This window comes from Nonomuraea fuscirosea (assembly GCF_035917475.1).
Lineage (GTDB): Bacteria > Actinomycetota > Actinomycetes > Streptosporangiales > Streptosporangiaceae > Nonomuraea > Nonomuraea fuscirosea.
This window is the reverse complement of the sequence record NZ_CP109074.1, coordinates 7,185,622-7,210,913: the sequence shown is the minus strand read 5'-3', so window position 1 is coordinate 7,210,913 and position 25,292 is coordinate 7,185,622. Positions and strand designations below refer to the sequence as shown.

Below are 25,292 nucleotides of genomic sequence, written 5' to 3'. Positions count from 1 at the left end.
GCGCCCGTGTCCAGACGCCTCTACACTCTGCTCGCCACGGTCATCGGGCTCGCCTTCGCGCTGCCGCTGCTGTGGGCGCTGTCCAGCTCGCTGCGCGGCGGGTCGGAGATCTTCCAGCACATCTCGCGGCTGTCGTGGGAGACGCTCGTACCGGCCTCGCCCACGCTCGCCAACTACGGCGCCCTGGCCACCGGCACCTTCGGCCGCGCCATCCTCAACTCCCTGCTCGTGGCCCTGGTCACCGTGGTGGCGGGCCTGCTCATCTCCGCCGCGGCGGCGTTCGGGCTGTCGGCGCTGCGCTTCAGAGGACAGGGGGCGCTGTTCGCGATCGTCGTGCTCAGCTTCCTCATCCCGTTCGACGCCATCGCGATCCCGCTGGCCACCCTCTTCCGCGACTGGGACCTCACCAACACCTACGCCGGCCTGATCCTGCCCGGCCTCGGCCACGGCCTGGCCATCTTCCTGCTGCGCCAGTTCTTCCTGGCCATCCCCGGCGACCTGGTGGAGGCCGCCCGCATCGACGGTCTAGGGTGGTTCGGGGTGTTCGCCCGGATCTACCTGCCGCTCTCCCGGCCCGCCCTGGTGAGCGCCGGCCTGACGCTGTTCATCTTCCAGTGGCAGTCGTACGTCTGGCCGCTGCTCATCGGCACCGGCACCGACCACCAGCTCGGGCCGATCGCGCTGGCGAACATGCGCGGCCAGTTCACCATCGACTACGGTCAGCTCTTCGCCGGCTCGATCGTGCTGACGGTGATCCCGCTGCTGATCATCCTGCGCTTCCAACGGCACTTCACCCAGTCCATCGCCACCACCGGCCTCAAGTAGCCCCATCACCTCCGTACCGACCGGCCACCTTTCGTCACCCATCACCGACCCCTCGGAGAAACCTCCATGGCCTCCTCTGCCCCCATCCACCTCGTCTTCGACACCGACATCGGCTCCGACGTGGACGACGCGCTGGCGCTCGCCGTCCTGCTCGGCTCGCCGGAGGCGGACCTGCTCGGCGCCACCACCGTGTACGGGGACACCCAGCTCAGAGCCCGCCTGACCAAGCGCCTGGCCCGCCTGGCCGGCCGCGCCCTGACCGTCGTCCCCGGCGCCGCCGAGACCCTGACCGGCAGGCCCGTCTGGTGGGCGGGGCACGAGGGCAGGCTGTTCACCGACCTGGACACGGAGAGCGCCGACCCAGGGGACGCGGTGGCCTACCTCGTCGACCGGGTCACCGCCGCCCCCGGCGAGGTGGACGTGGTCGCCGTCGGCCCCCTCACCAACATCGCCACGGCGATCACCTCGTCACCCGCCTTCGCCCGCGACGTACGGCACATGTGGATCATGGGCGGCCGCTTCGACACCGCCGAACCCGAGCACAACCTCAAGTGCGACCCGGAGGCGGCCGCCGTCGTCTTCGGCTCCGGCGCGCCGATCACGGTCACCGGCCTGGAGATCACCACCACCGTGCGGCTGGATGCCACCGACGTCGCCGCCATCGCCGCCGCCGGACCGCTGGGAGAGGCGCTGAAGGCGGAGATCGAGCAGTGGTGGCGCTTCTGGAACGAGGAGTGGAACTGCCCGCACGACCCGATCACGGTGCTGACCCTGCTCGCACCGGACCTGTTCACGTTCAGCCCGGAGGGCCGGGTGACAGTGGACCCCGACGGGACCAGCAGATTCGAGCCCGGAGAGGGCCGCACCCGCATCACCACCGCCGCCCCGGCGAAACGAGTGGCCCAGCAAATCGTCCACCGCATCATCGCCGCGGCCTCCTCCACCTGACCGCCGCCGCCCACCCTTTCCGGCCCTCCAGGGCCGGCCGGTCAGACCGTTGGCCTGTCCACGAGCTTGCGCAGGAAATCCTGGGTCTCGGAATCGACCGCGTAGAGCACCACTCCAGCGAGCCCTCGGGTCAGAAGCACCTTGTAGGTGTTGCGGACGAGCCGGTCGAACTGCTCGTGTGTCACGGTCGACTTCGTCAGATCCCTGTCCTGGCTGCCCGCGCGGTCGGAGACCATCCGCCCGCCGCGGGCGAGGAGATCAGGCCCGATGATCACGCCGGCCCAGTCGAACTCCAGCCCTTGGGCGGTGTAGACGCAGCCGAGCTGGCCGAAGCCCCCCGGGGAGGTCGCCCAGATGTGACTCGGCGGGGCCTGTCCGACCTTGGAGGTGCTGTTGGCGTTCCAGGGGCGTTCCCAGCCATCGATCTTCACGTCGGGGACCAGGGTCTTGTCCGCGTTCGGCTTGCTCCACGGCCAGCAGTAGCCGGCGGTCATCCGCGCGGTCCAGCCGTCGGCGAGCTTGTCCCCGAGCACGGCCTCCATGTGGGCCGGCGACTCGGCGACGATCACCTCGAAATTCTCATCCCCTTCCCACGGCTCAGGCAGGGCATCGCCGTCCCACTCCGCGTCCTCGCCGCCGAGACCGAGCAGCCGTCGGACCCAGAGGTCGTAGGCGACACTGCCTCCGCACCGCCACTGACCTTCGAGCGAGATGTGGTGGTGACGGACGTTCAGCCGCTGGGCGTGTGCCTTGATGGCGGCAAGGGTGCCCACCTCGCCGGGCTTGACCACCTGATGTTCGTCGAGGAAGAAGACAGGCACCCGGGCGGCGTTGATCAGGTCCTCGATCTGCGGGTTGTCACTGCACTTCTCTCTGCGGAAACGGTCGAAGGACTTCAGCCGGGCGCGATGCGCTTCGTCGGCGATCAGGATCTCGGCCTCGTTGGGGCGCGCCTGTGCGAAGTCGTTGAAGTACCTGAAAAGGTTCCGCAGCTCTTTGTCGCTGCCCGTGACGAAGCGGCGCATCGTCTCGGTGAAGGCCCTGGACCCGGTGGCATACCACGTCTTGCGCTTGTCCTGGGTCATGTAGCGCAGAAGTTCCATGGCCACCGCGGTTTTGCCGCTGCCGGGACCGCCGGTGATGGTCACGACGCGTTTGGTGTTCGCGGCGAAGGCGCTTTCCACCGCATGGCGTACGGTCTCGAACGCCGTCTGCTGCTGGTCGAGGAGGATGAAGGTATCCCGGCCCTTGAGCACCTCTGCGGCCTTCTTGAGCAGCGGCTGATTCGGCTGGACCCGCCCGTTGAGCAGTCGCTCGGCCGCCTGCCGTCCTTCGCCTTCGCCGAAGCGGCTTTTGAGGTAGTCGATGAACGCGCTGCGCTCCGTCTTCGTGTACAGCCGCACGTTCTCGTCCAGGGCCAGCTTGAACAGGTCGCGCACGCTGTGCCGGGTCGCGTTGTGCAGATAGACGACGCCTTCCACGGCTTGCGGATCTCCGTCCACCGCGCTGCAGTTCTCCACGAGCCGCCGGCGATAGCCGGACACCTGGATCACCGGATGGGTGTCGTACTCGTTCCGGCTTCCCGGCACGACCACCAGCTTTTCGTTCTCTTCGTACAGTTCGGCCTCGCTCCACTGCTTGAGCTCGACGACCACGAACAGATCCTTGCCGGTGTGCCGATCGGTGCCGGCGAGTACGGCGTCCGCCGAGCTGCGCCTGTTGTGGGGCATCGGGTATTCGAGCATCACCTCGACCTGGCCGAGCCCGGCGTCGTGCAGATCCCGGACAAGCGCGGACACGCTGTTGGTCCACGCCCGTAGCTGGCTCTTGGTCGCCGGTCGCCCCGTCTGAAGCTTCGTCGCCTCAGAAAGAGCGGCGGTGAACGCCTTCTCCATCTCCGACGTGGGCGTGGACAACGATGCGAAGAGCATGTCCACGGACCCTCGGTAGGCAGGTCCGGGTGGCTTGGCCATGCGATACCCCCAGGGCACGAGTGATTCGTGCGGTGTGGGGGCGTGTCCGGATCACCGGAAGCCCGTCGGGCCGCGTATGACGGTGGTGCTGAACTATGCGGCGGGCAGCAGCCGCCTCAGGAACGTCTGGGTCTCGGCGTCGGCCGAGTAGAGGAGGGTGCCGAGCATCCCGCGGGTCAGCAGGACCTTGTAGGTGTTCCTGATCAAGCGGTCGGCCTCCTCGTCATCGGTGCCGCGGGTGAGAGCCGGGTCCCTGCTCGCCGCTCTGACCGTGATCAGCCGCCCGTTGCGGGCGACCAGGTCGGGCCCGATGATCACGCCGTTGTAGTCGTACTCGAAGCCCTGAGCCGTGTAGACGCAGCCGACCTGCTCGAAACCGCCGTCCATGGTCGCCCACAGCGCGCTCGCGGGCGCCTGGCCCACGGCTCGGTCGCCCTTGACGTTCCAGGGGCGGGTCCAGTCGCCGATCCTGACGTCGTGGACGAGCGTGTCGTCCTTGCGCGGCTCACTCCACGGCCAGCAGAAACCGGCCGTCATCCGGGCGGAGTAGCCCGCGTCCAGCTTCGAGCGGAGCAGGTCTTCGAGCCGCCGGGGAGAGTCGGTCGCGGCGACCGTGAAGTGATCGTCCCCCGTCCACGCTTCAGGGAGCCCGGGTCTCAGCCCGAGCAGGCTCAGCACCCATTTCTCGTAGGCGCGACTGCCTCCGCAGCGGAACTGCTCGTCGAGGGAGATCTCCTGCACGCGCACCCCACGAGCCCGCGCGTGCGCCCTGATCTCGGAGACGGTGCCCATCTCCCCAGGCCGTACGACCTGATGCTCGTCGAGAAGGAAGACCGGCACCCGCGCCGCGTCGATGAGTTCGTCGACCTGCCGGCGGTCGCTGCGCAAGTGGGCGGCGGTGTAGCGGGTCTGCGAGGTCTCCCGGATCCGATGGGCCTCATCGCAGATCAGCACGTCGAGGTCGTCAGGACGGGCCTTCGTGAAGCCGTTGAAGTATTTGAACAGACTCTTCACCTTCGACGATCCCCGGCCCGGCACCCGTCGCAGTGTCTCGGTGAACGAACGGGACCCGGTGGCGTGCAGGACGGCTCGCTCCTGCCGCGACAACTCGCCCAGCAGAGACAGGGCGATGACGCTCTTGCCGCTGCCCGGCCCGCCGGTGACGATGACGACCTCTTTGGAACCCGCCCGCCGCGCACGCTCGACGGCGTGCATAACGAGTTCGTAGGCCAGGCGCTGCTCGGCGAGGAGGACGAACTGCTCCCGTTCCTTGATCTCCTGGGCCGCGAGCGCGAGCAACCGCTTCGACGGACGGATCGTGCTCTCGAGTAAGCGGTCGGCGGCGTCGGCGCCGGGCCGGGGCGCGAACTGGTCACGCAGGAATCGGAGAAAGTCCGCGCGCCGGCTGCGGGAGAACATTCGGGCCCGCCCATCACCCGCCGCCGGGTACAGATCCCGTACGTCGGGGTCGGCCGCGTTGTGCAGGTACGCCACACCGATGAGGGCATCGTCGCGCCCGTCGAGCACCTCGGTGAAGTCGGCGAGGTAGTCGCAGTAGCCCTGCACCTGCAGTGCCGGATGCAGCCGGGGAGCGCCCGGCCAGCCCTCCACCAGCACGAGCTCGGGATCGTCCTCGTACAGCTCGGCCTGGCTCCACTGCTTGAGCTCCACCACCATGTAGGCGTCGCGCCCGGTGCGCGGGTTCACACCCGCGAGCACGACGTCGGCGCGCTTGCTGGTCAGCGGAAGCTGGTATTCGATCAGCATCTCGACCGCGCCCAGCCCGGCGTCGAGCAGGTCACGCGCGAGCACGGGAAGGCTGCGGTCCCATGATCGCGACTCCGCGGGGGACGGACTGATGTGCGCGGTCCTCCCGAGGTGCTCCGTGATGGCCTCGCTGAGCCGCCGCTCGGGGATCGAAGCACTGGTCACAAGCTTGACCAGGCTTTCGGCGGAGCGCCGAAACGCCATCACGGACCTACCCCCAGGCAGCACGAGAGACTCGTGCGGTATGGGGGCGTGTCCGGAGATCAGCCGATCTGCGGAAGCCCGTCGGGCCGCATCACTACGACAGGCAGATTACCTCGATCAACCGACGTTTTCCGGCGAAGGAGGCCCGTCGCTTCACGGGGCCGGATCGCCTGCCGTCGAGCCGGGACCGTGGCGGTATAGATGTGGAGGTCAGCGGCGGAGGTGGGGTTCTGGGCAGCCGCAGGAGCCGCGGGTGATCAGGGTGGCGGAGAAGATCTCCGTCAGGGGTTCCTCGTTCTCCTTCTCGATCGCCGCCACCAGGGTTTCCGTGGCGCGGCGGGCCATTTCGTCTATGGGCTGGCTGATCGTGGTCAGGCCGGGCACCGTGTACGCCGCCTCCCTCGCCCCGTCGAAGCCGACCACCGCCACGTCCTGCGGGACCCGGAGGCCGAGGTCGGCGGCGGCGCGCATGGCACCGATGGCCTGGGTGTCTATGGAGGCGAACAGCGCCGTGGGGCGCTCGGCCGAGGAGAGCAGGCGCAGCGCCGCGGTGTAGCCGCCCTCCAGGCTGAACTCGCCCTCCGCGATCAGGTCGTCCGCCCTCAGGTCGGCCGCCGTCGGTTCGGCCGGGGTGAGCGGGCTCGTCGCCGGTCCGGGCGGGAGGAGGGCGGACTCGCGCAGGGCCCGTCGCCAGCCGATGGCCCTGAGGCGGACGGGGGTGATGTCGAGAGGGCCGCCGATGTAGCCGATCCGCCGGTGGCCGTGCTGGACGAGGTGGCGGGTGGCCTGGTAGCCGCCCTCCTCGTCGTCCACCGCCAGCCGGGAGAAGTGGGGCGGCGCCGTATGGTCGATGGTGACGACAGGGACGCGGCCCCGCATCTCCTCGGCCCGCTCAGGCGCGATGGGCACGCGCATCAGCACCAGCCCGTCCACCTGGTGCTCCATGAAGCGCCTGACGTAGCCCTCCGCCCGCATCGGGTCCTCGGCGGAGTTGCCCAGCAGCACCGAGTAGCCCCGCTGCCAGGCCACCTCCTCGCAGGCCCGGGTGAACTGGCCGAAGAACGGGCTGGTGCCGCCGGTGTTGCCGGAGGCGATCACGCCGATGGTCCACGTACGGCGGGCGCGCAGCGACCTGGCCACCGCGTTCGGCCGGTAGCCGAGCTCCGCCACCGCCGCCAGCACCCGCCGCCTGGCCGCCTCGGAGACGGGCTTGGGCCCGTTGTTGATCACGTAGCTGACCACGGCGGGGGAGGTGCCCGCCAGACGCGCCACGTCGTTGCGCGTCACCATGCTCGTCCCACCCCGGCTCTCACGAGCACAGCTTACGGTCCGGCCGCGGCAGGCGGGCGGCCCCTCCAAGCACCGCCGCGGCCGCGTGAGGCTGTGCCGGCTCAGTCGTGGCCCAGGGAGGAGTACGCGGCGGGCCGGCCCATGTCGGGCAGTTTGCCGAGTTTGTTCACCTCGTTCGTCAGCCCCTCCAGCACCGCCCGCAACTGGACCTGCGTGACCTCGGCGAAGGTGCGCAGGTAGGCGATCCGCCGTTCGAGTTCCTCGGCGTCGGCCGACTGCTGCCCGCCGCTCGACCGGTAGACGTCGACCGCCTGGTTGCCGGCCTCCTCCGCCTGCTGCTGCGCCTCGTTCAGCATCTGCTCGTACTGCTGGCGCGCCTGGCCCACCAGCCGCCGGGCGTAGTCCTCGGCCTCGGCGATCTGGGCGTCGGCCGTCTGCTGGGCACGGGACAGCAGGTTGACCGCGTCGACGCTCAGCTTCTTGGCGCCGGAGTTGTCGACGTCGGTGCCGCGCTCCTTGTACCAGTTCTTCAGCCGTTCGACCTCGGCGCGCAGGTCGGCCTTCTCCATGTCGCCGGTGGCGATGTCGTCGGCCACGCGGTACAGGAAGGCCCGTACCTCCTCCTCGCTGTATCCGCGGTGCCCGAGCTTGGTGCGGGAGAAGTCCTTGTTCCGCACGCGATCAGGGGTGAGGCGCCGATGGTCGTTCGACGGGCGCTCTCCCCACGGCGTCTCTACCGTCACGGCTCCCTACCTCCAGCAGTGGTGAACTCGTCGAAGCGGATGAGCTCGGGCGGCACGCCGGCGTCGAGGAGCCGGGAGACGGAGTTCTGCACCATCTCCTCGGAGCCGCAGACGAAGACGTCCTGGCCGCGCCAGGCCTTCAGCGCGACGTCCACGGCGTGGCCGTGCTCACCGCTGTAGAAGGCGTCGCGGGACACGACGGGGACCACGCTCAGCCAGGGGTTCTCGGCCTCCATCTTGGACAGGGCCTCGAGGTCGTACAGCTCGCGGGAGGTTCTGGCGCCGACGAAGAGGCGGACGCCCCGGGGCGGGCCCTCGTACGCCACCTGCTCGACGAGCGCCTTGAGCGGCGCCAGGCCGGTGCCGCCCGCGATGAGGAGGAGCTCCTTGGACTGGTTCTGGCCGAGCGTCAGCCGGTCGCCCACCGGGGCGCCGACCTTGAGGATGTCGCCGCGCTGCGCCCCGTGCACGAGGGCGGTGCTGACCGTGCCGCCGTCGACCACGCGTACGTGCAGATCAATGGAGTTGTCGCGGCGCGGCGCGTTGGCGAAGGAGTAGAAGCGCCACAGCTTCGGCCGCAGCGGGACCGAGACGGAGGCGGACTGCCCGGCGCGGAAGGCGTACTGGTAGTTCAGGCGGGCCCTGATGACCGCGATGCCCGGCGCGCGCACCTCGTGCAGGATGATCTCGCCCTCCCACCAGGGAGGCGTGACGGCTGAGGACTCCTCGGCCGCCTCGGTCATCACCTTCGCGACCAGCCCGTACGCCGCCGTCCAGTCACGCGCCAGGGCGGGCGTCCAGCGGTCGCCGAGGAAGTGCTCCAGGGTCGCGAGCAGCGCCTGCCCGACGGCCGGGTAGTGCTGGGCGAGCACGGCGAACTTACGATGGTCGCGGCCGAGCTGCTGGAGGAACGGCACCACCTCGTTCACCCGGTCGACGTTGCTGACGACGTGCCCCAGCGCGTTGACGAGCCGGTCGCGCTGGGTGGCCATGGACACCGGGAACAGGGCGCGGGTCTCCGGGTACATGAGGAATAAGGCGGAGTAGAAGAACAGCGGCACCTGGTCACCCGACTGGGCGACCCGCTGCCAGCTGCCCTTCAGGGCTTGCGTGTCCACTTATCCCGCTGCCCCTACGGGCTTTTCCACGATGGAGCCGCGCACCTGGCCCAGCACGGTGGCGACATGCTCGACGAGGCCGTCGTCGGCGCCGAAGTCCTCACGCAGCACGGTGACCAGGATCCGGCCGACCCGCTCGTAGTGATCGCCGGTGACGCCCATGCCCCGGTGGGCGTCGCCCAGGTCGTGACCTTCGTAAACCTCCGGGCCACCGAGGACGGAACAGAGCAGCATGACCATGTGCCGCTTGAGCCGGACCATGTCGACCCCGTCGAAATACGGCTTGAGCTCGGCGTCATCCAGCACGACCACATAGAAGCGGTCGACCACGTCGCGAATGGTCGAAGCGCCGACCTGCTCGTAGTACGAAGCCATGGGAACTGCAAACCTCCTGAATGGAACGACATTTTCCTGCGTATCAACGCGCGGTTAATGTGCTGGTTTAGTGGCGTCGCCGAATCCCTTCCGACTGGACTCTCCTCAGTCGGGTGCCTGGGTACCCTCCTCGGCGGAAGCCTCCCCCTTGAGGCGAACGCGGGTTCCGGGCCAGGCCCGTACGGTCATGACCTCGCCGTCGCGGTGGCGACCGCGTCTGGTCCGAGTGCCATTCATGCCCCCATGATGCGGACTCTGCGCCGGGCCCTGTACCGATGCCGGCTCTTAACCACCGGATTTTCCGAGCACGTGAAGATGTGTCAGAAACATTAGGGGGTGAGCAGACCGCCCGCAACCCGTATGGAGACGACAATGGCCGGTTTTTCGGACAGCTATTCCGTCTTTCAGCGTCATTCCACGCGGAAGGCTCGATATCGCCTGTTCAGGGAAGAAAGCACGCTCCGTGCGTTACCGAATGCGCGCGTCCGGCCGCGAAACGTCAACGTGCCCGCCCGGCCGAATCGGGAAACGTCACACAGCCCGCTTATCCGGTCACGAAACGTCCACCGGTTCGGCCGCTCGGGACGGCGAAAGGCCGATTTCAGCCGACGGGGGCCTCTCCGTACGGCACGACCCGCACCGGGCCGAGCAGACCGTACGGCTGACGCGTCAGCCCGCCGTAGACCTCCGGGTCCGCGACCCTGAGCCGGTTGCCGAGCGGGGTCGCCACCTCCACCTCGACGGTGTTGGAGCCGCGCCGCAGGCGCGTGCCGAGATCGGCCACCGGGTGGATCAGGTCCACCGGGCCGAGCCGGCGGCCGTTGACGGTGACCCGGCAGGTGTCGGTGACCTCGCCCAGCTCCAGGTACGCCGGCGAGCCGTCCCATTCCAGCCGCGCCGTGTACGTCCCCACCCCCGAGGCGTCGGCCAGTTCCGGGACCTCCGGCCAGGGGACGAGGCGGTCGAGGCGCACCGTGTGCACGGTCTTCGCCGTCCCCGAAGCTCCAGGTCCCCAGGACTCGACCCGCAGCCGCCACGAGGTGAGCTCGACGGGGGCGCGGACGGGGCCGATGACGGTGGTGGCGGTGCGGCCGTCGGACAGGGTGGTGGTGTACGTGCCGGGGCGGGCGGCGCGGACGAGCAGGCGCCCGGCGGGGGAGAAGGTCACCTGGTCGGCGTCGGTGCCGGTGGCGTGGGCGCTCGTCCTGTCGCCCGAGGAGCCGGAGGAGCCGGAGGAGCCGGAGGAGCTGGGTGCACCGGACAGGGCGGGCGTGCCGGACGAACCGGATGTGCCGAACTGGCCGGGGCGGGCGATGGCGACGACCCGGGCCTGGCCGGGCCGCAGGGCGATCCGGAGGCGCAGCCCCGCGGCCCCCTCGTCCGTGTACAGCGCCACCCGCGTGACCCGCCCCGTCCACGGATCCAGCAGGTACGGAACCCCGTCCCGCGCGGTGCGGGCCAGCGTGACCTCGTGGTCGATCGCGGCGACGGGAGGCTTGACGTTCTCCTGGTGCCTGCCGTTGCACAGGTAGTAGTAGTCCACCTCCCCGTCCACGCGGCGCAGGGTGAGCAGGGTGGACGGCGTCGCGTACCGGATGTCGGGGCGCACGCCGAGCGAGTCGAGCGCGGCGGGCACGTCCGTCTGGGCCGCGACCGTCCGCACCGCAGGCTCGGCGGTCAGCGACGCGACGAGGGCGCGCAGCCGTTCGTCGTCGCCGTCGCGCGGCACGCCGGGCACCGACGCCGACGACCAGTCGCCGAGCAGGACGACGGGCAGGCCCGCACGGGCCAGCTCCAGCAGCCGCCGGGCGACGGCGAGCGTCATCGTGCACTCGCCGGCGTAGAAGCGGTCGCCCTCGACGAACAGCGCCTTGTACGCGGGCCCGGCCAGCCGCCCGTCCCTGACCCGGGCCGTGGGCAGGTCGAGCAGGGGTCCGCTGACGAACTGGTGGGTCCATCCGGTGGACACCCCGCTCGCGGTGAACCAGGACGCGCCGATCCCGGTCTTGGTGTAGCCGGTCTGCCGCAGCACGGCCACGTCCACCCGCGGCACACCCTGTCGCATGATCAAATGAATTCGCGCGAAATAATCGGCAATGTCGCTGATGTGGGCCCACGTCGGCTGGCGCGGCCCCCACGACTCCGCGTATCCCGCCTTACCGTCATAGGGTGTGAACGCCGCGAACCCCGGCCACGCCGCACCCGGCGCGCTCGCGTACGAGAAGCCGTGCAGCACCGTCTGGTTGAGACCGGCCGCGTACGCCCCGCCCATCGTCAGCAGCAGCTTGCGCCAGGTCGTCGTGTAGGCCCCGCCCTGGTACGCCCCCGCCTCGCAGGACAGCACCTCGCCCCCCGCCAGATCCCGGCCCCCGGCCAGGCAGCGGTAGTCGTCGAGGTTCTTGAAGCCCAGCGACTCGCCTTCCGGCACGTCGAGGACGGCCGCCGCCTCGATCGCGTCGGTCCGCAGCCCGTACGGCTGCGCCCGCAGCCGCAGCCCCAGCGAGTGCGCCCAGTCGCGCAACAGGGTGAAATGGTGCTCGTTGAGCAGCTCGGAGACCGTGTCCCAGAAGTCCTTGCGGGCGTGCCGGGTCAGGACGGGATCGTAGGCGAAGACCGGGTCCTCGTCCGCCAGCATGACCACCGGCAGGTAGGGGGCCAGCGCGTACCCGCGTCGCCGCTCGAACTCGGCGGGCAGGTCCGGCGTCCACGGCAGCGCGTCGCTCTCGATCTCGATGGAGTCCTCGAACAACGCACCGCCCGAACGCCGCAGCAGCCTGCGGACGGCGGGGGTGAGCAGCTCCGACGTCCAGTGGTCGATCACCGCCTGGGTGCCGGCCCGGCTGAAGTGGTCCACGACGTACGACTCGGGCGCGGTGTGCGGGCCGGACTCGGGGCGCTGGCCGGTGCCGCGCTGCCAGGAGGAGATCAGCAGCCACTCGCCCTCGGCGGGCGCGGTCCAGGTGACGCTGTCGCCGTCCACCGGGACGGTCCTGACGGAGGCGGGGTCGAGGCCGGTCTCGTCGCGGGTGGAATGGGCCGGTTCGATCCTGGCCGCCTGGAGGAGCAGCAGCTCCCGTACGGGCTCGCCGTCGACGGCGGGCGGCGGAACCGGCCCCGTGTACGTGGCGCCGGCGGCCACCGCGACGGACCCGTGGGCCAGCTCCTTGGCCGCCGCCGGGTGGCCGGGGGTGATCGTGGGAACGGCCGCGGGCCAGGACGGGCCGATGGTCAGGTCGATCGACAGTCCACGCCTGGCCGCCTGATCCAGCGCGGCCTCGACGGCGGCGTTCCACGCGGGCGTGCCCCAGCCGTGGCCGGCCGGGTCGAGCAGGGACTTGTCGCGGATGCTGTGGTGCACGGCCGCGATCTCCGCGCCGCCGAAGCCGGCGTCGGCGAGCTGGTCCACCTCACGCCGGATCTCGGCCGGATCGACGTGCGCGTCCGGCCACCACCACCGCACCATCGGCCGCACGTCCGCCGGCGGCCGGGCGAACCGGCGAGCCGAGACGGCGGGAGAGACCGGGCCCGGGAAAGCGTCCAGGACGGCGGGGGCGAGGACGCCGAGCGAGAGGAAACCACGGCGCGTCAGCGGAGACGGGCCGGCCTCCGAAGGCCGGCCGGACGCGACCGGAAGTGCGTCGTGGTGCGGTACTGAAGGGAGCTGTGCCGGAGAGGGGAGTGCCGGGAAGAGGTGCGTCGAGGGTGCGTCGTGCCGGGTCGGGTCGTTCACGGGCGCTCCAGGAGGCTGGTCCTGTCAGGGGGTCGCCGGTGGGGCGGGGCGCCGGGCCCGACGGCCCGGCGCCCCGCACGAGTCAGGCCGGAATCGGGTACGGGAAGGCGCCCGTCACGCCGATCTTGTCGTACTCCATCTTCGAGCTGTCGAACCCGTCCTCCCAGTCCGCGTTGCTCACCTCGTTGCACTGGTAGGCCTGGTACTTCTGGTCGCTGACCTTGCCCACCTGCACGTTGCTGATGGCGAACCCGCAGCCGCCGGCGTCCATGTGCACGCCGCGCGTCCCCGAGTCGGGCATCTGCCCGGCGGGGTCGTTGACGACGTCCCCGATCACCATCTGGTCGACGTAGTTGTCGATCGGGTGCGGCTCGACGTTGTGCACGCCGTAGGTGTAGAAGGCCCCCATGTCGCCGCTGTCCAGCCCGGTCTCCTCCAGGCGGATGTAGGAGAAGCGGTTGCCGCGGGCGTAGTTGTCGGCGTTCGCGATCTCGGGGCGGACCTCCAGGCTGATGCCGTACCGGGCGCTGTGCTTGACCACGACGTTGCTGACCGTGTTGTGGCCGGTGCTCATCAGCTCGATGCCGGACGCGTCGCCGGGCACCAGCTCGCCGACGTGGTCGATGTAGGTGTTCGTGATCGTGTGGTGGCCGGAGATGTCCCCTTCGCCGGGATAGCCGCCCTCCACCTTGATGCCGTCGCCGCCGAGGTTGGCCAGCAGGCTGTCGCTCACCTTGACCCGTTCGTTGGCGAAGAGCATGAAGACGCCCGTGTAGCCGCTGTCGGAGATGCTCAGCCTGCTCAGGTCGATGTCGCGGGTGTTCTCCAGCGTGATCATGCCGAACCGGTTGCGGGGCAGCTCGATCTGCCGGTCGTAGACAGGGTACTTGTGCACCACGCCGGAGTCGCCGGCGTCGTTCCACCCGTACCGGTACCAGTCGACGAAGTCGGAGTACTGCAGGGCGAGCCCGTCGAAGGCGAGGTTCGCCACCCGCCGGTCGGGCGAGGAGCCCTTGAGCGAGACGAGGGTCTTGACGGTGGGCGCCATGACCTTGTCGATCGAGGTCTTCGGCCAGTAGTAGACCTCGCTGTTGGCGAAGTCGAAGTAGTACTCACCCGGCTGGTCGAGGAAGCGCAGCGTGTTCTGCAGGAAGTAGCGGGAGCCGCTGCGGCTGTTGACCAACGCGAACCGGGAGGAGTGGTTGAAGGTGAAGAAGTTCTTGCGGAAGTCGGCGCCGCCCAGCGGGATGGTGTCGCTGAACCAGCTCCACGAGCCGCCCGACCAGACGACGATCTGGGAGTTCTTGTCGAAGTCGGGGTCCCACTCCTGCGGGATGTCCTTGGGGTCGAAGAACAGCCAGGTGTGCTGGGCCTGGTACTCCGCCTCCGGCGTCACCGAGAACAGGTAGGGCGACCACAGGTCGTCGGCGGTGCGGTTGGGGTGGCGGGCGGTGGTGGCGCGGGCGCCGTCCTCGAACAGGGTGTAGAAGGTGCGGTCGACCTTGGTCTTGTAGATGTTGTCCTGGTACTTCTGCCAGCCCGTCAGGGGCCTGGCCCCGAGCAGCCGGGCCTTGCCGGGGCCGTCGGCGCTGCGGTAGGTGATCTTGTGCCCGTCGCGGCCCGAGTCGGCCTCGGTGAACTCGATGGTCTTGTCGACCACGTAGTCACCGGCCTTCACGTTGACCACGACGTCGCAGTTCGTCAGGTTCTTCTTCGTCCGCAGCTGGTCACGAGCCTGCTCGATGGACTTCCACGGCCTCTTCTCGCTGCCGTCGCCGCGCTCGCCGCCGGACGGGGACACGTAGAAGTCGCAGGTCTTGGCGGCGGCCGTGGCCGGCGCCTGCGCCGTCAAGCCGCCCAGCAGTAAGACCACCGCGCCTATGGACCGAAGGATCACTGGCTCTCCTTAACGTCCCGCCACCGTTCGAACTCGGCGCGGGTCTCGGGGGTGAGGGGGTAGTAGTCGGAAAGGGTCGCGCCCTCCTCGATGCGGGCGCGGCTGAAGAGCTCCCACTGCTCGTGGTCGGCCGCGGCCTCCAGCACCGACGCGGCCCGCCGCAGCGGCACCACCACGGCGCCGTCGTCGTCGGCCACGCACAGGTCGCCGGGCAGCGCGAGCGAGCCGCCGACGGCCACCGGCACGTCGTACGCCCACGGGAACAGCTCCGCCTGCGAGGCGTAGTGCGGGGTGGCGCCCGTGCACCAGATGGGCACGCCGAGGCCGCTGACGCGCGGCAGGTCCCTGATCCGGCCGTCCACGACGATGCCGGCGCCGCCCCTGCGCTTGAAGTAGCGGACCAGCATGTCGCCGAAGCAGCCGGTGTAGGCGCTGCCGTACGCCTGCACGACGAGCACGTCGCCGGGCCGGATGTCCTCCAGCACGTGCCACAGGGCCGTGTGCCGTTCGACGTACTCCTGGCCGAGCCCTGAGGCGATGTCCTCGCGCTGCGGCATGAACTGCAGTGTGCGGACCCGGCCGGCCAGCTTCTGGCCCGGCGCGATGGGGCGCGGCCCTTCGATGAAGGTGCGCCGGATGCCCTGGGCGTGCAGCTTGGCGCAGGCGGTGGCCGAGCTGATCCGGGACAGCCCCGCCACGAGTGCGGGATCGGGTGCGTCGGGCAGCGACCCCCGAACGGGGAGATCCCAGATGGCGTCGTCCATGTAACTCCTCAGTAGTGCTGGTGGGACGGCGTGCGGACGCGCGCGGTCGTGTGCAGGTCGAGCCGGATGCGGCGGCCGGGCGGCAGCTCCACGAGCAGGCGGGGCCCGTCCACGGGCACGTCGTACTCGGTCTCGGCGATCGGAGGCGGGGTGTAGCCGCGCGGGTCGCCCGGATAGCCGTCGCCGGCCCGGGTCACGGTCGCGCGGTCGATGCGGTGCTCACCGAACGCGCCGGCCTGCACCACGACCCTGCGGGTGCGGGTCAGGCCGAGGTTGACCAGCTCGACGCCGACGCCGTCCGGGCGTACGGAGCCGACCAGCGCGGCCACGTCCCCTGGCAGGCCGGGACGGTGCCGGTCGGCGTCGAAGTAGGCCAGCCGGGCCGGCAGCAGGCCGCCGTTGTAGAGCACCTGCGGGGTGCCGGTGACGAGCTGCAGCAGCGCCTCGGTGACCACCGGGTTGAGGCGCTGCCAGTGGTGGACGTGGATGGTGGCCAGGTCGGCCTGGTCGGCGTCGATGAGCGCCATGCGGCGCTGCACCTGGCCGAGCGCGGTGGTGAGCATCCGCTCGGGGAAGCCGGGGTTGGCGCCGCGCAGGTACGCGAGCCACGGGGCCTCGTGCCCGGCCTCCTCCTTGTTGCGGAACGGCCGCACGGTCGTCCAGTCGTAGCCGGAGCCCCTGCGCACCCGGTCGAGCCGGTCGGCGTCGCTCCCGGCCAGGCTCATGTGCCAGAGCCAGACGGGCAGGCCGAGCTGCGGCGGCTGGAAGTCGAACCAGCCGTCGTCGTCGTGCCGGTTGGGCACCAGCATGGTCGGCTTGCCGGCCTCGTCGCCCAGCTCCGCCAGCCAGCGGTCGCTGATGCTCATCTCGGTCTCGGTGACGCCCGCCTGGATGGCGCGCTCGTACACGGCCTCCAGCGGGTCGCGGCCGATGGCGAGGGCGGCGTCGTCGCCGGTCAGCAGGTGGGCGTTGACCGCGGCGACGGCGGCGGCGGCGCCGACGCTGTAGAGGCCGTGCGGCCACTGCCAGCCGTAGTTGCCGCCGTACCAGCGGCCGTCGTGCAGCTCGCCGACGACGCCGGACGGGCCCACGTTGTCGGGGATGACGCCGCCGTTGGCCTCGGCCCTGCGCTGCCAGGCGCCGATGTAGCGCAGCGCCCAGTCGCGGTAGCGCTCGTCGCCGTCGTACAGCCAGGCGTTGACGGCCAGGCTGGTCGCGGCCAGGTTGACGGCCACGTCACCGCGGCCGATGCGCTCGCTCATCGCCGCGCCCATGCGGGCGGCGTTGCACGGGTCGCCCAGGTCCTCCCAGGCGGAGATGCCCGGCAGGTCGCGCAGCGGCAGCCCGAACGGCCGCATGCTGGTCAGGTCGGTGTGGTAGGAGGCCCACTCCCACTGCAGGCCGTAACGGGGGCCGCCGGCGCCGTTGTGCGGGGCACGGATGATGTCGTGCTCGGCGTCGTAGTTGGCCGAGCCGGGCAGGTACAGGTCGGCGAAGCGGCGGGCCCGCTCGCGGAAGCGCGCGTCGCGCGGGTCGGCGGCGCAGATGCCGTAGAAGAGCAGCATCGACTCGCCCTGGTGGAACCAGTCGTAGCCGCGCTCGTACTCCTCCACCAGGTAGCCCAGCTCGGTGAGCTGCGCGGTGACCCCCTCCCAGTGGTGCTTGGCCGCGTCGAGCAGGTCGTCGGCGCCGCCGAGCTGGTAGAGGGTCGGCCAGTTGAAGAACGCCTCGTAGAAGTCGTCGGCGCCGTCGCGATCCGCGGCCGGGCCGTGGTAGATCAGCCGCCCGTCCGGCCCGCAGTAGCGGGCGGCGAAGGCCCGCCACGCCTCGTCGAGGGCGTCGAACAGCCGTCGCTCCAGGACCGCCCAGGCCGGCGGCACGCCGAGGGGCACGGTCGCCTTGATCTCGCGCATGTTCACCCTTTCGTAGCTCCTGTCGTGAGGCCGCTGATGATGTGCCGTTGCATGAAGACGAAGAAGATCAGCAGCGGGGCGATGGCCAGCAGCAGCGTCGGGAAGACCACCGTGTAGTCGGTGGAGTACTGGCTGACCGCCGCGTAGACGCCGGTGGTGACGGTGTAGAGGCCGCTGCCGGGACCCAGGATGATCTGCGGGTTCACGAAGTCGTTCCACACCGAGAACGTGTTGAGGATGACCATCGTGGCGACGGCGGGCCGCATGAGAGGGAAGACGATCTGCCAGAACGTGCGCAGCCTGCCCGCCCCGTCCACGGCCGCGGCCTGGTCGAGCACGGCGGGGATGGTGGCGATGTAGCCGGCGTACAGGAAGATCGAGAACGGGATCGTGAGCGTGGTCTCGAACAGCACGAACCCGCGGATGGTGCCCATCAGGCCGAGCGTCTTGAGCACGTACACGACGGGGATGACCAGCACCTGGCCCGGGATGAACGTGCCGGCCAGGAAGAACAGCATGAGGACGCGGAAGCGGCGCTTGGGGCTGCGCGCGATCACGTAGGCGGCCGGAGCGGCCAGCACCACCGACAGCACGTTGACCGCCACCACGAACAGCAGCGTGATCGCGTAGCCCTTGAACACGTTGAACTGCGGGTTGGTCAGCGCCCTGCCGAGCGGTTCGAGGGTCAGGCCGCCGAGGCCGAACGGGTCGGCCAGGATGTCCTGCTGGCCCTTGAACGCGTTGGCGGTGAGCACGTACAGGGGGATGAGCATGAAGGCGGCGCTCGCCCACAGGAAGGTCTTTCTCACTGGTGCACCGCCAGTTCGCCGCGCCTGCGCAGCTTCGTCACCACGAACGCCAGCGCCGCCGTGACCAGCATGAGGATCACCGACTGCGCCGAGCCGAAGCCGAGGCGGGCGTCGTGGAAGGAGTTCCAGAGGATGAGGTAGGCGACGGTCTGCGTCTGACCGGCCGGGCCGCCCGCCGTGAGCGAGACCACCAGGTCGTACGTCTTCAGCAGCGTCACCAGCGACAGCACGATGTTCACCGTCACCGACGGCCCCAGCGCGGGCAGCGTCACGTTCCTGAACACCTGCGCGCGGGTGGCGCCGTCGATCCTGGCCGCCTCGATCAGCGAGTGCGGCACCGCCTGCAGCCCGGCCAGGTAGAGCACCACGTTGACGCCGAACCCGGCCCAGACCAGCACCGCGATCATGGTGACCGTGGCCCAGACCGGGTCGGACAGGAACGGGATGACCTGCCCGCCCCAGGTCGTCACCAGGTTGTTGACCGCGCCGGTGGTGCCCAGGATGGCCGACCAGAGGAAGCCGACCACCAGGGCGCTGAGCACGTGCGGGTAGAACAGCACGATCCGAAAGAACGTGTTGGCCTTCGAGGCGCCGTTGACGAGGAGGGCGAAGCCGAGGCCGAGCAGGTTGAGCCCGGCCGTGCCGGCCGCCGCGACCAGCAGCGTCACCAGGGCGGCGCGCTGGAGTTCGGGGTCGTCCAGGAGCTTGACGTAGTTCGCGGCCCCGACGAAGGCGGGGTCGGCGCTGAAGCCGTCCCAGTCGGTCAGGCTCAGGTAGAGGGCCAGGCCGACCGGGATGATCAGCATCACGACGTAGAGGACGGTGGCGGGCGCCACCATGAGGGCGTTGGCCCAGCCGTCGTGACGTCCGCGCCGCTCCGGGGCCGCGGCCCCGGTGACCGGGGGCGCCGGCTTGGTGAGGGTCATGGGGATTCCTCCGCCGGCCTCATGGCCGGGGTGTCACGTTCGTCGGCGGGCCGGGTCATGCGCGTCCGGCCAGCCAGCGGTCCACGCCCTCGGCCACGTCCTTGGGCGACTTGCCCACGTACAGGCCCTGGACCTCGGTGTTCCAGGCGGAGTTGAAGCCCTTCGGCAGGGTGGCGTCGCCGTAGCCCTCGCCCTGGGGGACGCCCTGCGGGGCCTGGTCGAGGATCTCCTGCACCTGCTTCTCCAGCGGCGTGAACGCGCGCTCGACGCCGGTGCGGAAGTTGCCGTCCTGGGCGAGCTGGCTCTTGACCGCCGCCGGGTCGGTGACCAGCCACTGGACCAGCTTGAGCGCCGCGTCCTTCCGCGGCGTGGCCTTGAGGATCATGTACGGCGCCGCCGGCGTCGCGCCCTGCGGGCCCGGGTAGGTCTGGCCCTTGTCGACGGGGGCGGGGAAGACGCCGACCTCGAAGTCCTTCTTCGCCTTGGCCTCGGTGGCGGTGAACCAGCTCCCCATGACGTACATGCCGGATTTGCCGGACAGGAACTGGGTCTCGGCGTCGGCGTACTTCATGCCGAGCGCGTTCTCGTCGACGTAACCCTTCTCGATCCAGGTGCGGTAGCGCTCCAGGTAGGGCAGCAGCGACTCGCCCGCCTTGATCTTGCCCGCCGTGACGTCCTGCTGCCAGGCCGGATGGGTCTGGGCCCGGCTGGGGTTGGACAGCTGCAGCACCTGCAGCCCGGTGAGGAAGTCGCCGCCCGTCTGCAGCGGCAGGTAGCCGGCCTTCTTCAGCTTGCCCATGGCCGCGTCGAACTCGTCGAACGTGGTCGGCGGCCGCTCGATCCCGGCCTTGGTGAAGGCGGCCTTGTTGTAGAAGACCAGCGACTGGGCCTGCACGCCGACGCCGACCGAGTAGATCCTGCCGCCCAGTTTGGCCTGCTCGGCCAGCGGGGTGTCCTTCGCCCACGGCTGGTCGGTCAGGTCGAGCATCTGCTTGGCCAGCGTCTCGTCCGCCATCAGCGTCTCCACCACGTCGGGCGCGTTGCCGGCGGCGAGCTGCTGCGGCAGCGTGTCGGCCACGCCCTTGCCGGTCGGCGCCTCGATCTTGACGTCGATGCCGGGATTGGCCTGCTCGAACGGCTTGACCAGCCCGTCCCAGTACGCCTGGGTGAGGTTCGGGCTGATGTTGACCAGCATGCGGACGGTGACCTGGCCGCCCTCGCTCCGCTGAGCCTGGGAGTCGCCGGCGAAGCCGCCCCCGCCGCAGCCGGTGAGCAGGAGCACGCAGCCGAGAACCGGTAGGACGAGGGATGGACGGGGGGAACGCATCGCACCTCCAAGGGGGCGAGATCTGCGACGCCTTTTAATGGGTCGTTACTCGATTAGCGATTATTTAATACGTTGGTCACATGGGCCCGTCAAGGGCAAACGTGACGCTACAAATATGTGTACGGTGACTCGTTGAGTCATAAGTACGTTAAGATCGCCCCGTGGCAGGACGTGAAGCCGACAACCGGCTGACCTTGGGCGCGGAGGAGCTGGCGACGTTGCGGGAGTGGGCGGGGCGCACCCCGGAGGGAGGGCTGGCGCTGCGCAGCCGCATCGTGCTGGCCTGCGCCGACGGCCTGTCCCGCAAGGAGATCGCCGCGAGCCTGGCGGTGAGCCCGGCGACGGTGGCGAAATGGCGGGCCCGCTTCGTGGAGCGCGGCCTCGACGGGCTCTCCGACGCGCCCAGACCCGGCCGCCCGCGCAGCGCGGAGCGGGCCGAGGCCGAGCGGGTGATCGCCGCCGCGGCCGAGGGCGCCGCCGTGCCCTCCACCCGGACCATGGCCGCCCAGCTCGGGCTGTCGCAGTCCACGGTGGCGCGCATCTGGCAGGAGCAGCAGATCGCCCCGCCCGCGGCCCGGCTGCTGCCCAGGGAGCTGCTGTCCGACCGCGTCTACGCGCTGCTGCGCGGCTGGATCGTCTCCGGAGAGCTGCAGGCGGGGCAGCGGCTGGTGGAGGCGGAGATCGCCCGGCGGGTCGGCACCAGCCAGGCCCCGGCCAGGGAGGCGATCAAGCGGTTGGCGCACGAGGGGCTGGTCATCTCCTATCCCAACCGGGGGAGTTACGTCGCGGAGATCTCCGACGAGCAGGCCAGGGAGGTCCGCGACATCAGGGTGTTGCTGGAGGAGTATGCCGCACGCGGCGCCGCCGCCCGCATCCAGCCCGACACGTTGCGGCAACTCGCGGCCGATGTGATGGCCATGCGCAAGGCGGCGAAGGACGGCGACATCGGCGGCTTCCGCGACGCGGACCTCGCCTTCCACCGCCGGGTCTGCGCGGCCTGCGGCAACTCCTTCCTGCTGCGGCTGTGGCGGACGATCGAGTCCAACCTGTGGAGCCTGCACGTGGTGGGCAACCCTCTCTACGACGGCGACTGGACGGCGATGGCGGGCCACCACGACGACCTGGTGGCCACGCTGGCCGCGGGCGACCCCGAGGAGGCCGCCCGCCTGTTCGCCGCCCACGCCCGCGGCGAGGCCTCTCGCACCCGCCCCAGGACCCGGCCCTAGGGGCCCGGCTCAGGCCGACGGCACCACCTCGTACGTGGCCCCGCGCCGCGTGGCGAGGACGACGACGCCCGCCTCGGGACGTTCGACCTTGACCGGCCGCCCGCGTTCGATGACCGTCACCGCTCCCGCGGTGCGCAGCGTCAGCTCGCGGCCCAGGCCGGAGCGGAGCCGGCCGCGGCGCAGCGCGCCGCCCGCCCACTCCAGGTCCACCTCGAATCCGCCGCGCGCCCGCAGTCCGCGCAGCGACCCGGCGGGCCAGGCGGCCGGCAGCGCGGGCAGCAGGTGCACCTGGTCGGCGTGGCTCTGCAGCAGCATCTCCGTGATCCCGGAGGTGCCGCCGAAGTTGCCGTCGATCTGGAACGGCGGATGCAGGTCGAACATGTTCGGCGCGGTACGGGCCGGGATCAGCAGGTTCGACAGCCGCTTGTACGCCTCCGCCGCGTCCAGCAGCCGCGCCCAGAAATTGATCTTCCAGGCCAGCGACCAGCCGGCCCCCGCCTCGCCGCGCAGCTCCAGGGTCCGCCGCGCGGCCGCGGCCAGCTCTGGCGACACGCGCGGATCGATCTGGTGGCCGGGGAACAGCCCCCACAGGTGCGAGATGTGCCGGCTGCGCGACAGCGCCGCGTCGCCCCGGTAGTCCTCCTGCCACTCCTGGATCTGCCCGAGGTGGCCCACCTGGTTCGGCACGAACCGCGCCCGCGCCTCCTTCACCCGCGCCCGCAGGCCGCCCTCCGTGCCGAGGACCTCGGAAGCCTGCTCGAAGGCCCCGAACAGGTCACGCAGGATCTGCATGTCCATGGTCGGGCCCGCGCAGATGCTGACGTTCTCGCCGCCGTCCTCGTGGTGGCCCACCTCGGGCGAGTGCGACGGGTTCGTCACCAGGTAGCCGGTCCTGGGGTCGGTCTGCAGCGTGTCCAGGAAGAACTCCACCGAGCCCTTGATCAGCGGGAAGTGCTCGCGCAGCCGCCGCTCGTCACCGGTGTAGAGATAGTGCTCCCACAACGTCAGGCACAGCCACGCGCCGCCGGTCGGCCACACGCCGTAGAAGGCGAAGTCCACGGGCGCGGTGCCGCGCCAGCCGTCGGTGTTGTGGTGGGCCACCCAGCCGGCCGCCCCGTAGTGCGTCTTCGCGGTCTTCGCGCCCGTCTCCGCCAGGTCCTTGATCAGGTCGAACAGCGGGTCCATGCACTCGATCAGGTTGCCCGGCGCGGCCGGCCAGTAGTTCATCTCACAGTTGATGTTGATCGTGTACTTCGACTCCCAGGCGGGCGCGAGCGAGTCGTTCCAGACGCCCTGCAGGTTGGCGGCGTGGCCGGGGGCGCGGGAGCTGGAGATGAGCAGGTAGCGGCCGTACTGGAAGTACAGGGCGGCCAGCTGCGGGTCGGTGTCGAGTCGCTGGCGGGCGATGCGCTCGTCGGTCGGCAGTGCGACGGCCTCCGACGTGCCGAGGTCGATCTCGACCCGCCCGAACAGCTCCTGGTAGTCGCGCAGGTGCCGGCGGCGCAGCACCTCGTACGGCCGCCCGCTCGCCTGCTCCAGGTGCCGCCCGGCGACCTCGGCGGGATCGCCGCCCACGTCCTTGAAGCTGCGGTAGCTGGAGCCCATGGAGATGAGCAGGGTGACCTCGTCCGCGCCCTCGACGGACAGCGTGCCCCCGTCCGTGCCGACCGAGCCGCCCTTCGCCTTGGCCTCGGCCAGCGCGCGGAAGCGGACCTCGCCCTTCAGGCCCTGGGTGTCGCCGCTGACGCCGTCGATCGCGATCGTGGCCCGGCCGGCCGCGGCCGTGGTCGTGGCCTGCGGGCTGGAGAAGGCGGCGGTGAACGTCACCGAGCCGGGCCTGTCGGCCGTGTGCCGGACCACGACGACCTGGTCGGGGTTGCTGGCGAAGACCTCGCGGGTGTGCCGCACGCCGTCACGGACGTACGTGACCGTCGTGACGGCCCTGGTGAGGTCGAGCTCGCGCCGGTAGTCCGTGAACTCGGCCGGTCCCGGGAAGGTCAGCGTGAGGTCGCCCAGCACCTGGTACGGCGCCTGCTCGCTGGGCCGGCCGAGGAACTTCTGGTCGGCCAGGTTCTGCGCGGCCTGCCACTTGTCCTCCCAGACCCACTGCCTGATCTGCGGGAGGGCGGCCAGCGCCTCGGGGTTGTCGTAGTCGTGCGGCCCCCCGGCCCAGATGCCGTCCTCGTTGAGCTGCAGCCGCTCGGTCTCCACGCCGCCGAAGACCATGGCGCCGAGCCGGCCGCAGCCGACCGGCAGCGCCTCCAGCCACTGGGCGGCCGGTCGGGTGTACCAGAGGGTGAGCGGGTTGCCCCGCGCGTCCGCCCGCGCGGGCCCGGCGGCGGCGCCGTTCACGAGCAGGGATCCGGCCGCGGCGCCCAATCCGGTGGCGAGCACGCCTCTTCTGGTGTAGCCGTCGTCGGTCTCGCCGGTCCTGTTCGTCCTGATGGTCCCGTGGTCGGTCACGGTCGCTCCTGTTCGGTTGGGGGGTTCGGCGCACTCGCCCGAGATCGGGGGTCGCCATACATGGGATGTATCTCTACGCTTGTCCTGGTTTTCTGTCCAGAGTCAGCGAAATTCGCCGGGAAACATTGGAGGTCTTGGTATGAGCCGTATCGACGCCCACCACCACGTCTGGGACCTGTCCGCCCGCCCGCACGCCTGGCTGGAGCAGCGCGCGATGGCGCCCGTGCGGCGCACGTTCACCCTCGGCGACCTCGCCGGGCCCGCGGCGGCGGCCGGCGTGAGCCGCACCGTGCTGGTGCAGGTGGTGGCAGATCCCGCTGAGACCAGGGAGTTCCTGGCCCTGGCCGCCGGGTCCCCGCTGGTCGCCGGGGTCGTCGGCTGGATCGACCTCACCGCGCCGGACGCCGCCGACGCGCTCGCCGAGCTGACCGCGCTGCCCGGCGGGCTGGTCGGCGTGCGCCACGGCGTGCAGTCCGAGCCCGACCCGGCCTGGCTCAACCGGCCCGACGTGCGCCGCGGGCTGGCCGCCGTGGCCGCGGCCGGGCTCGCCTACGACCTGCTCACGCTGCCGCACCAGCTGCCCGCCGCCATCGACACCGTGACCGCGTTGCCCGAGCTGACGTTCGTGCTCGACCACCTGTCCAAGCCGCCGATCGCCGCAGGCGAGCTGGAGCCGTGGCGCGGCCGGATCAGGCAGCTGGCCGAGCGGCCCAACGTCTCCTGCAAGCTGTCCGGCCTGGTCACCGAGGCCGACTGGACCGGCTGGCGGGTGGACGATCTGCGGCCGTACGCGGAGGTCGTGCTGGAGGCGTTCGGGCCGGAACGGGTGATGTTCGGCTCCGACTGGCCGGTCTGCCTGCTCGCGGCCGAGTACGGCCAGGTGAGCCGGGCCGCGGACGAGCTGTGCGCCGGCCTGTCGGAAGCGGAGCGGGCCGAGGTGTTCGCCGGCACGGCGCGCAGGGCGTACCGGCTGGAGGGGTAGGGCCCCGGCGGG

18 protein-coding genes are annotated in these 25,292 nt (G+C 70.6%); 4 read left to right on the top strand and 14 right to left on the bottom strand.

What is annotated here, in order from left to right; all coding sequences use genetic code 11:
* The first annotated feature begins 6 nt into the window (after window positions 1–6).
* The gene (locus tag OIE67_RS32910; protein WP_326627787.1) at window positions 7–825 is read left to right on the top strand and encodes a carbohydrate ABC transporter permease; all 819 of its coding nucleotides are present in this window, start codon (window positions 7–9) and stop codon (window positions 823–825) included.
* Window positions 826–891: 66 nt separating this feature from the next.
* Window positions 892–1,773 carry a nucleoside hydrolase gene (locus OIE67_RS32905; protein ID WP_326627785.1) on the top strand — a complete coding sequence of 294 codons (882 nt, stop codon included), beginning with the start codon at window positions 892–894 and terminating at the stop codon, window positions 1,771–1,773.
* A 41-nt stretch (window positions 1,774–1,814) separates the two neighbouring features.
* Here OIE67_RS32905 and OIE67_RS32900 read toward each other — a convergent pair whose 3' ends face one another.
* The 13 genes from OIE67_RS32900 to OIE67_RS32840 form a co-directional block, all read right to left on the bottom strand.
* Window positions 1,815–3,704 (bottom strand): DUF2075 domain-containing protein, encoded by a 1,890-nt coding sequence (locus OIE67_RS32900; RefSeq protein WP_326645531.1) that lies wholly within the window; start codon window positions 3,702–3,704, stop codon window positions 1,815–1,817.
* A gap of 135 nt (window positions 3,705–3,839) precedes the next feature.
* A complete protein-coding gene (locus OIE67_RS32895) occupies window positions 3,840–5,678 on the bottom strand; it encodes a DUF2075 domain-containing protein (RefSeq protein WP_326627782.1) in 1,839 nt (612 codons plus the stop codon).
* 249 nt (window positions 5,679–5,927) lie between these two features.
* Window positions 5,928–7,007 (bottom strand): LacI family DNA-binding transcriptional regulator, encoded by a 1,080-nt coding sequence (locus OIE67_RS32890; RefSeq protein ID WP_326627781.1) that lies wholly within the window; start codon window positions 7,005–7,007, stop codon window positions 5,928–5,930.
* Between the two features lie 101 nt (window positions 7,008–7,108).
* A complete protein-coding gene (locus tag OIE67_RS32885) occupies window positions 7,109–7,750 on the bottom strand; it encodes a DivIVA domain-containing protein (protein ID WP_326627779.1) in 642 nt (213 codons plus the stop codon).
* Complete coding sequence (locus OIE67_RS32880) at window positions 7,747–8,868, bottom strand: globin domain-containing protein (protein ID WP_326627777.1); 1,122 nt, start codon at window positions 8,866–8,868, stop codon at window positions 7,747–7,749. Before OIE67_RS32880 ends, OIE67_RS32885 begins: the two co-directional genes overlap by 4 nt.
* Window positions 8,869–9,243: a group I truncated hemoglobin gene (locus OIE67_RS32875; RefSeq protein ID WP_326627774.1), complete on the bottom strand. Its 375-nt coding sequence runs from the start codon at window positions 9,241–9,243 to the stop codon at window positions 8,869–8,871.
* A gap of 601 nt (window positions 9,244–9,844) precedes the next feature.
* Window positions 9,845–12,973 (bottom strand): glycosyl hydrolase, encoded by a 3,129-nt coding sequence (locus OIE67_RS32870; RefSeq protein WP_407674767.1) that lies wholly within the window; start codon window positions 12,971–12,973, stop codon window positions 9,845–9,847.
* 82 nt (window positions 12,974–13,055) lie between these two features.
* Window positions 13,056–14,870, bottom strand: coding sequence for a right-handed parallel beta-helix repeat-containing protein (locus OIE67_RS32865; RefSeq protein WP_326627772.1), 1,815 nt, complete (start codon window positions 14,868–14,870; stop codon window positions 13,056–13,058).
* Window positions 14,867–15,634 (bottom strand): RraA family protein, encoded by a 768-nt coding sequence (locus OIE67_RS32860; protein WP_326627770.1) that lies wholly within the window; start codon window positions 15,632–15,634, stop codon window positions 14,867–14,869. Before OIE67_RS32860 ends, OIE67_RS32865 begins: the two co-directional genes overlap by 4 nt.
* Window positions 15,635–15,642: 8 nt before the next feature.
* Window positions 15,643–17,547: a hypothetical protein gene (locus OIE67_RS32855; RefSeq protein WP_326627769.1), complete on the bottom strand. Its 1,905-nt coding sequence runs from the start codon at window positions 17,545–17,547 to the stop codon at window positions 15,643–15,645.
* Between the two features lie 2 nt (window positions 17,548–17,549).
* The gene (locus OIE67_RS32850) at window positions 17,550–18,356 is read right to left on the bottom strand and encodes a carbohydrate ABC transporter permease (RefSeq protein WP_326627766.1); all 807 of its coding nucleotides are present in this window, start codon (window positions 18,354–18,356) and stop codon (window positions 17,550–17,552) included.
* Complete coding sequence (locus OIE67_RS32845; protein ID WP_326627764.1) at window positions 18,353–19,282, bottom strand: carbohydrate ABC transporter permease; 930 nt, start codon at window positions 19,280–19,282, stop codon at window positions 18,353–18,355. Before OIE67_RS32845 ends, OIE67_RS32850 begins: the two co-directional genes overlap by 4 nt.
* Before the next feature lie 55 nt (window positions 19,283–19,337).
* Entirely contained in the window at window positions 19,338–20,609 is a 1,272-nt protein-coding gene (locus tag OIE67_RS32840; protein WP_326627761.1) for an ABC transporter substrate-binding protein, read from the bottom strand.
* Window positions 20,610–20,770: 161 nt separating this feature from the next.
* Here OIE67_RS32840 and OIE67_RS32835 point away from each other — a divergent pair, with 161 nt between their 5' ends.
* On the top strand, window positions 20,771–21,835 hold the full coding sequence (locus tag OIE67_RS32835) for an FCD domain-containing protein (RefSeq protein ID WP_326627759.1): 1,065 nt from the start codon (window positions 20,771–20,773) through the stop codon (window positions 21,833–21,835).
* 9 nt (window positions 21,836–21,844) lie between these two features.
* On the opposite strand, the gene OIE67_RS32830 is transcribed toward OIE67_RS32835, so the two are convergent.
* Window positions 21,845–24,298, bottom strand: coding sequence for a glycoside hydrolase family 95 protein (locus OIE67_RS32830; protein ID WP_326627757.1), 2,454 nt, complete (start codon window positions 24,296–24,298; stop codon window positions 21,845–21,847).
* A gap of 139 nt (window positions 24,299–24,437) precedes the next feature.
* Here OIE67_RS32830 and OIE67_RS32825 point away from each other — a divergent pair, with 139 nt between their 5' ends.
* On the top strand, window positions 24,438–25,280 hold the full coding sequence (locus tag OIE67_RS32825) for an amidohydrolase family protein (protein WP_326627754.1): 843 nt from the start codon (window positions 24,438–24,440) through the stop codon (window positions 25,278–25,280).
* Window positions 25,281–25,292 lie beyond the last annotated feature (12 nt).

Excerpts from the sequence above, each read along its gene's own strand:
- OIE67_RS32905 (WP_326627785.1), top strand. The coding sequence starts at position 892 with ATGGCCTCCTCTGCCCCCATCCACCTCGTCTTCGACACCGACATCGGC.
- OIE67_RS32845 (WP_326627764.1), bottom strand. The coding sequence starts at position 19,282 with ATGACCCTCACCAAGCCGGCGCCCCCGGTCACCGGGGCCGCGGCCCCG.
- OIE67_RS32855 (WP_326627769.1), bottom strand. The coding sequence starts at position 17,547 with ATGCGCGAGATCAAGGCGACCGTGCCCCTCGGCGTGCCGCCGGCCTGG.
- OIE67_RS32825 (WP_326627754.1), top strand. The coding sequence starts at position 24,438 with ATGAGCCGTATCGACGCCCACCACCACGTCTGGGACCTGTCCGCCCGC.
- OIE67_RS32860 (WP_326627770.1), bottom strand. The coding sequence starts at position 15,634 with ATGGACGACGCCATCTGGGATCTCCCCGTTCGGGGGTCGCTGCCCGAC.
- OIE67_RS32840 (WP_326627761.1), bottom strand. The coding sequence starts at position 20,609 with ATGCGTTCCCCCCGTCCATCCCTCGTCCTACCGGTTCTCGGCTGCGTG.
- OIE67_RS32875 (WP_326627774.1), bottom strand. The coding sequence starts at position 9,243 with ATGGCTTCGTACTACGAGCAGGTCGGCGCTTCGACCATTCGCGACGTG.
- OIE67_RS32890 (WP_326627781.1), bottom strand. The coding sequence starts at position 7,007 with ATGGTGACGCGCAACGACGTGGCGCGTCTGGCGGGCACCTCCCCCGCC.
- OIE67_RS32900 (WP_326645531.1), bottom strand. The coding sequence starts at position 3,704 with ATGCTCTTCGCATCGTTGTCCACGCCCACGTCGGAGATGGAGAAGGCG.